This is a genomic window from Psychromonas sp. (genome assembly GCF_983033635.1).
The window spans coordinates 1-5,828 of the sequence record NZ_CEZLMY010000026.1; the positions used below are offsets into that span (position 1 = coordinate 1).

Annotated in this window: 4 protein-coding genes and 2 tRNA genes; 5 read left to right on the plus strand and 1 reads right to left on the minus strand. The window is 40.5% G+C overall.

Annotated elements, in window-relative coordinates:
- The coding region (locus tag AC4GME_RS05690) for a bifunctional helix-turn-helix transcriptional regulator/GNAT family N-acetyltransferase (RefSeq protein ID WP_490379123.1) at positions 1-948 on the minus strand (948 nt) is incomplete at its 3' end.
- A 239-nt stretch (positions 949-1,187) separates the two neighbouring features.
- Here AC4GME_RS05690 and alaS point away from each other — a divergent pair.
- The 5 genes from alaS (at position 1,188) to AC4GME_RS05715 (ending at position 5,827) form a co-directional block, all read left to right on the plus strand.
- On the plus strand, positions 1,188-3,791 hold the full coding sequence (gene alaS / locus AC4GME_RS05695; RefSeq protein WP_490379130.1) for an alanine--tRNA ligase: 2,604 nt from the start codon (positions 1,188-1,190) through the stop codon (positions 3,789-3,791).
- A 60-nt stretch (positions 3,792-3,851) separates the two neighbouring features.
- Positions 3,852-5,084 (plus strand): aspartate kinase, encoded by a 1,233-nt coding sequence (locus tag AC4GME_RS05700; protein WP_490376349.1) that lies wholly within the window; start codon positions 3,852-3,854, stop codon positions 5,082-5,084.
- A gap of 95 nt (positions 5,085-5,179) precedes the next feature.
- On the plus strand, positions 5,180-5,368 hold the full coding sequence (gene csrA / locus AC4GME_RS05705) for a carbon storage regulator CsrA (RefSeq protein WP_490376348.1): 189 nt from the start codon (positions 5,180-5,182) through the stop codon (positions 5,366-5,368).
- Between the two features lie 271 nt (positions 5,369-5,639).
- A tRNA-Ser gene (locus tag AC4GME_RS05710) sits at positions 5,640-5,732 on the plus strand.
- An 18-nt stretch (positions 5,733-5,750) separates the two neighbouring features.
- Positions 5,751-5,827, plus strand: a tRNA-Arg gene (locus tag AC4GME_RS05715).
- Position 5,828: the final 1 nt, after the last annotated feature.

Sequence of the window (5,828 nt, forward strand, 5' to 3'; positions counted from 1 at the left end):
TCGTAATTCCATGTATATATCAGCTCGAGGGTATGAACTTTTACCATTAGGATGCGCTTTAGCTGTAAAGCCGAAGTTGGAATAAAGGCTTATGGCACGAGTCAATTTGCTATTGGTTTCAAGCCAGACTGAATCAGCTTTTAATTGGCGTGCTTTATTAAGGGCGGTTAAAAGTAATTGACGACCTATTCCATGCCCCTGTGACTCAGCAGCAACAGCCATTTTGGATATTTCAAAGCGTTTATTTTCACAAAAGCGTAATGCAATAGTGCCGATTATTTTGCCTGCCTGCCTGGCAAAAAACAGGTATCCACCGCGAGCAAGATAAAAATCTTCCGGCGAATTTAATGATAGTTGATCTGCTTCGGTTAACTCTCCATTAAAATATGTATTTAACCAGGCCATATTAAGCTTCTTAAAATCCCCTTTATGCTCGGCTGCCCAATTAATAATTTCAACATTTTGTAGTTCCGGCTTAAGTGAAAGCAACACACTGTTTTTAAAGTTTTGTTGTTTGAATAACTGTTCAAATTCATTAACAGCAAGGAGTAGCGGGGTATGCTGCCGGCATTCAATATCATGGAGCTGCTTTTCCATCGCCGTCCAGATTGGTTTTGCCTGCTCAATCAACTGAGATGATTTATCAGACAAGTTTAACTGACTGGCACGTTTATCTTTAGGGTGAGCCGTTTTAATTAAATAACCCTCATTGATCATTTTATTTGCAAGTTTACTAATTGCCGGGTGGCTCACCGCTAGCATTTCCGATGCTTGGGTAATGCCCTGCGGGCCTTTGTAGTGGATAAGCGTAAGTAATGGAAAGTAGCTTGGATTAAGAGAAATTCCCATCTCACTGTAAATATAAGTTACTTCAGACATCAGCTGATCACTTAAGCGCTTCAGGCGACTGCCTAGACTGAGACTGCCAAGCTCTTTCATATAATCCATATCAGGTCCTTGATTAATACTTTCACTATGTGCGTAACTGGTTACGTAATTAGTTTCTTACTTTATCTTATTGTTGTCAACTAAGAGAGAAAATTAAGCAAAAGCTGATTAGATCCCTGCTTTCCCCCTATCTTGCTCCGTGATATATTGGCACACATTAATTTTTAACCCATTTGCTCTTTTATTAAGCAGTTATAAAATAGCGAAATAGATAATTTTATTTGGAATAAATCATGACCATGATTAAGTCGACTTCTGAAATTCGCCAAGGATTTCTCGATTTCTTTGCGAAAAAAGGCCACCAAAGTGTAAGCAGTAGCTCACTTGTACCAGATAACGATCCTACCCTGTTATTTACCAATGCGGGCATGAATCAATTTAAAGATACCTTTCTGGGTACTGAAAAAAGAGCTTATACACGTGCAACTTCAACTCAGCGCTGTGTACGTGCTGGTGGTAAACACAATGACTTAGATAACGTAGGTTATACGGCTCGTCACCATACATTTTTTGAAATGTTAGGTAATTTTAGCTTTGGTGATTATTTCAAACGTGATGCAATCGCTTTTGCATGGGAGTACTTAACGGTTGAATTGAAGTTACCAGCCGATAAATTATGGGTAACTGTATTTGATGAAGATTTAGAAGCTGAAAAAATTTGGTTGGAAGAAGTGGGCGTTGATCCTGAGCGCCTCTCACGTATTGGAGCAAAAGATAACTTTTGGTCAATGGGTGATACTGGTCCATGTGGTCCATGTACTGAAATTTTTTATGATCACGGTGAACATATTTGGGGCGGTCCTCCTGGAACACCAGAAGAAGATGGTGACCGTTATATTGAAATCTGGAATCTCGTCTTTATGCAGTACAACCGTCATGCTGATGGCACCATGGAAGATCTACCAAAACCTTCTGTTGATACGGGTATGGGTCTTGAGCGTATTTCTGCAATTATGCAAAATGGCCACTCAAACTACGATATTGATATTTTCCAAGGTTTAATCAAAAAAGTCGCCGAAGTAACGGGGGCGACTGATCTTGAAGATAAGTCCTTACGTGTGGTTGCCGACCATATTCGCTCATGCGGTTTCTTGATTACCGATGGCGTGATGCCTTCCAATGAAGGCCGTGGATATGTATTGCGTCGTATTATTCGTCGCGCCGTACGTCATGGCAATAAACTGGGTGCAAAGGAAGTTTTCTTCTTTAAAATTTATGAAGAATTGATTAAGCAGATGGGTAAAGCTTACCCTGAGTTATTACAACAGCGTTTGTTTGTTGAAAAAATATTACGTTTAGAAGAGGAACAATTTGCGAAAACACTGGATCGTGGTTTACAGATCTTAGATGGCGAATTAGATAATCTTGAAGGTAAGGTTATCCCTGGTGATGTTGTTTTTAAACTTTACGATACATACGGATTCCCTGCTGATTTAACCGCTGATATCGCCCGTGAACGTGAGTTAACAATCGACCAGGCAGGCTTTGATAGCGCAATGGCTGAGCAGCGCGCACGTGCACAACAAGCAAATAACTTTGGCACAGATTATAACGACATCCTTATAATCGATCAAAAAACTGAATTTATCGGTTATGAAACACTGGAAGCTTCAGTAACGGTAACTAATTTAGTGTCTGATGGTGCTTTTGTTGATTCATTAAATGAAGGTGATAACGGACAAGTTATTTTGTCTCAATCCCCGTTTTATGCTGAATCTGGCGGCCAATCTGGTGATGCGGGTGAGTTAATTCTTAGTAACGGTGTATTTGTCGTTACCGATACTAAAAAATCAGGCGATGCATTTTTACATATCGGTTATTTAAGTACGGGTAAATTAACGGTAAATGAAAAAGTACACGCAAAAGTAGATGCGCAGCGCCGTAAATCTATCGCGCTGCACCATTCAGCAACGCATCTGTTACATGCTGCATTACGTCAAACCTTGGGTGAGCACGTTACCCAGAAAGGTTCGTTAGTTGATGCTGATAAATTACGTTTCGATTTTTCGCACTTTGAATCACTGTCAATGGGGGTTTTACGTCAAGTTACCTTCCTAGTGAATGAGGCTATCCGTAATAACTTTGAAATTGTCACTAAGCTAATGGATATCGATGAAGCTAAGTCTTCAGGTGCAATGGCGCTGTTTGGTGAGAAATACGACGAAATGGTGCGCGTTGTGCAGATGGGCGATTTCTCGATTGAACTTTGTGGTGGTACTCATACCAAACGTACTGGTGATATGGGGCTCTTCCTGGTCCGTTCTGAGTCAGGCATTGCGGCGGGTGTTCGTCGTATCGAAGCCTCTGTCGGTTTGGCGGCTGGTGAAGCCGTTGATAATGTTTTAAGAGAAGTTGAAAAAGCTTGCAGCTTAGTGAAAGGTGATAGTTTTTCTTTGGGCGAAAAAATAGAACAACTGTTAGATCGCAGTAAGTTGCTAGAAAAAGAAGTTGCACAGCTTAAAGCAAAAATTGCCAGTGCAGCAGGTTCAAACCTAACTGGTAATGCGATTGATATTAATGGCGTGAAAGTGGTTGTTGCCAATATTGAAGGTGTTGATCCTAAGACATTGCGTGATAGTGTTGATGAAATGAAAAATAAACTGCAATCAGGCATTGTTGTTTTAGCAACCGCGGTTGGCGATGACAAAGTTAGTTTGATTGCTGGTGTTACAAAAGATCTCACTAAAAAAGTAAAAGCGGGTGACTTAGTTAATTTAGTGGCAGCGCCTGTTGGCGGTAAAGGTGGCGGTCGCCCTGATATGGCAATGGCTGGTGGTAATAATCCTGCTGCCTTAGCTGAAGCGTTAGCATTGGTTGAACCTTGGTTAGCTGAGCGTTTATAAGAAAATGGCCTGTTCGTTTATGAGCAGGTCGAATCTAAAAAAAATAGCTGAGAAATTATAATGGCATTAATAGTTCAAAAATATGGCGGTACCTCAGTTGGTAACGTCGAACGAATAAAGGTTGTTGCAAAAAAAGTAAAAGCAACAAAAGATGCAGGCAATGATGTTGTGGTTGTTTTATCTGCCATGTCAGGTGAAACCAACCGCATGATAGCTCTGGCTAAAGAGTTACATGAAAACCCAAGCCCTAGAGAGATGGATGTTCTATTGACAACAGGTGAGCAAACAACGATTGCCCTGTTATCAATGGCATTACATGACTTAGGTGTCGATGCGGTATCAATGACTGGCGATCAAGTCCGCCTTAAAACGGATAGCAGTCATAGTAAAGCACGTATTTTAGATGTTGAAACTGAAAATATTGAGAAGCATTTAAAGCAAGGTCGTGTTGTTGTTGTTGCTGGTTTCCAAGGGCGTTGTCAATATAACAATATTACAACACTCGGGCGTGGCGGTTCAGATACCTCTGCAGTTGCTATTGCTGCCACATTAAAAGCAGATGAATGTCAGATCTATACCGATGTTGATGGTGTTTACACTACTGACCCGCGTGTAGAGCCCAATGCTCGCCGTTTAGATAGCATCACTTTTGAAGAGATGTTAGAAATGGCAAGTTTAGGAACTAAAGTTTTACAAATTCGCTCAGTAGAATTTGCAGGTAAATACAATGTGCCACTGCGTGTTTTATCCAGTTTTAAAGATGGTGGCGGCACATTAATTAGTTATGAGGAAAACAAAATGGAATCTCCTGTAATCTCTGGCATTGCGTTTAATCGTGATGAAGCTCGTTTAACTTTATCTGGTGTGCCAGATCAACCGACAGTGGCTGCGCAAATTCTTTCTCCGATTGGCGAAGCGAATATTGATGTTGATATGATAGTGCAAAATACAGTCGGTAATGGCAATACAGATTTTACTTTTACTGTTCATCGTGATGATTACCAAAAAGCCAAGGAACTTTTAGAGGCTGTATGTGTCTCATTGCAGGCTGAAAGTGTTCAAGGTAATAACGAGATAGCAAAAGTTTCAATTGTTGGTGTCGGCATGTGGAACCACCCTGGTGTTGCTAAGACAATGTTTGAGACATTAGGGCAGGAAGGTATTAATATTCATCAGATAGCAACGTCAGAAATTAAAATTTCTGTGCTGGTTGATGATAAATACCTTGAATTGGCCGTACGTTCATTACATAAAGCATTTGAGCTGGCTACAGAGCCAAAAGAAGAAAAATAATTTTTGCGACACTGTACTGTAAAAAAAATCTGAATTTTACTTTGCATTAGTACATAATAAAATTAATAGATAAACTAATACAATAGGAGCAGGATATGCTGATATTAACTCGTCGAGTTGGTGAAACTCTGATGATTGGCGATAACGTAACCGTTACCGTTTTGGGTGTAAAAGGTAATCAGGTACGCGTTGGTGTAAATGCACCTAAAGAAGTATCTGTTCACCGTGAAGAGATTTACATGCGCATTCAAGCTGAAAAAAATAACAGTAGCAACAATGCATAACTGATTATTTAAAATAATAAAAAAGAGCCTAAGGGCTCTTTTTTTTTGGGGGGCTTTCAATTTAAGAGGTTGTAATTCTTCTTAACCCGGTCGGTCTAGAACAGAAACAGCACACTATCTCTGAGTGATAACTTAATTAATTTGCTCTGAATGTGAGATTTAGTGGTTATAAATTAGATGATTTGCTTGTTTAATCGGCAAACAGAAAATAGCCGTTAAAAAAAGTTTGACTTGTTTCTATAAGACAGTAATATGTGCGCCACAAGACGACGGTGGGGTGGCCGAGTGGCCGAAGGCGCTCCCCTGCTAAGGGAGTAACGGGTTTATAGCCTGTTCGAGAGTTCGAATCTCTCCTCCACCGCCATTCTTGTAGATTCTTAAAGCGGGTGTAGCTCAGCTGGATAGAGTACCTGGCTACGAACCAGGCGGTCAGGGGTTCGAATCCCTTCACCCGCACCAT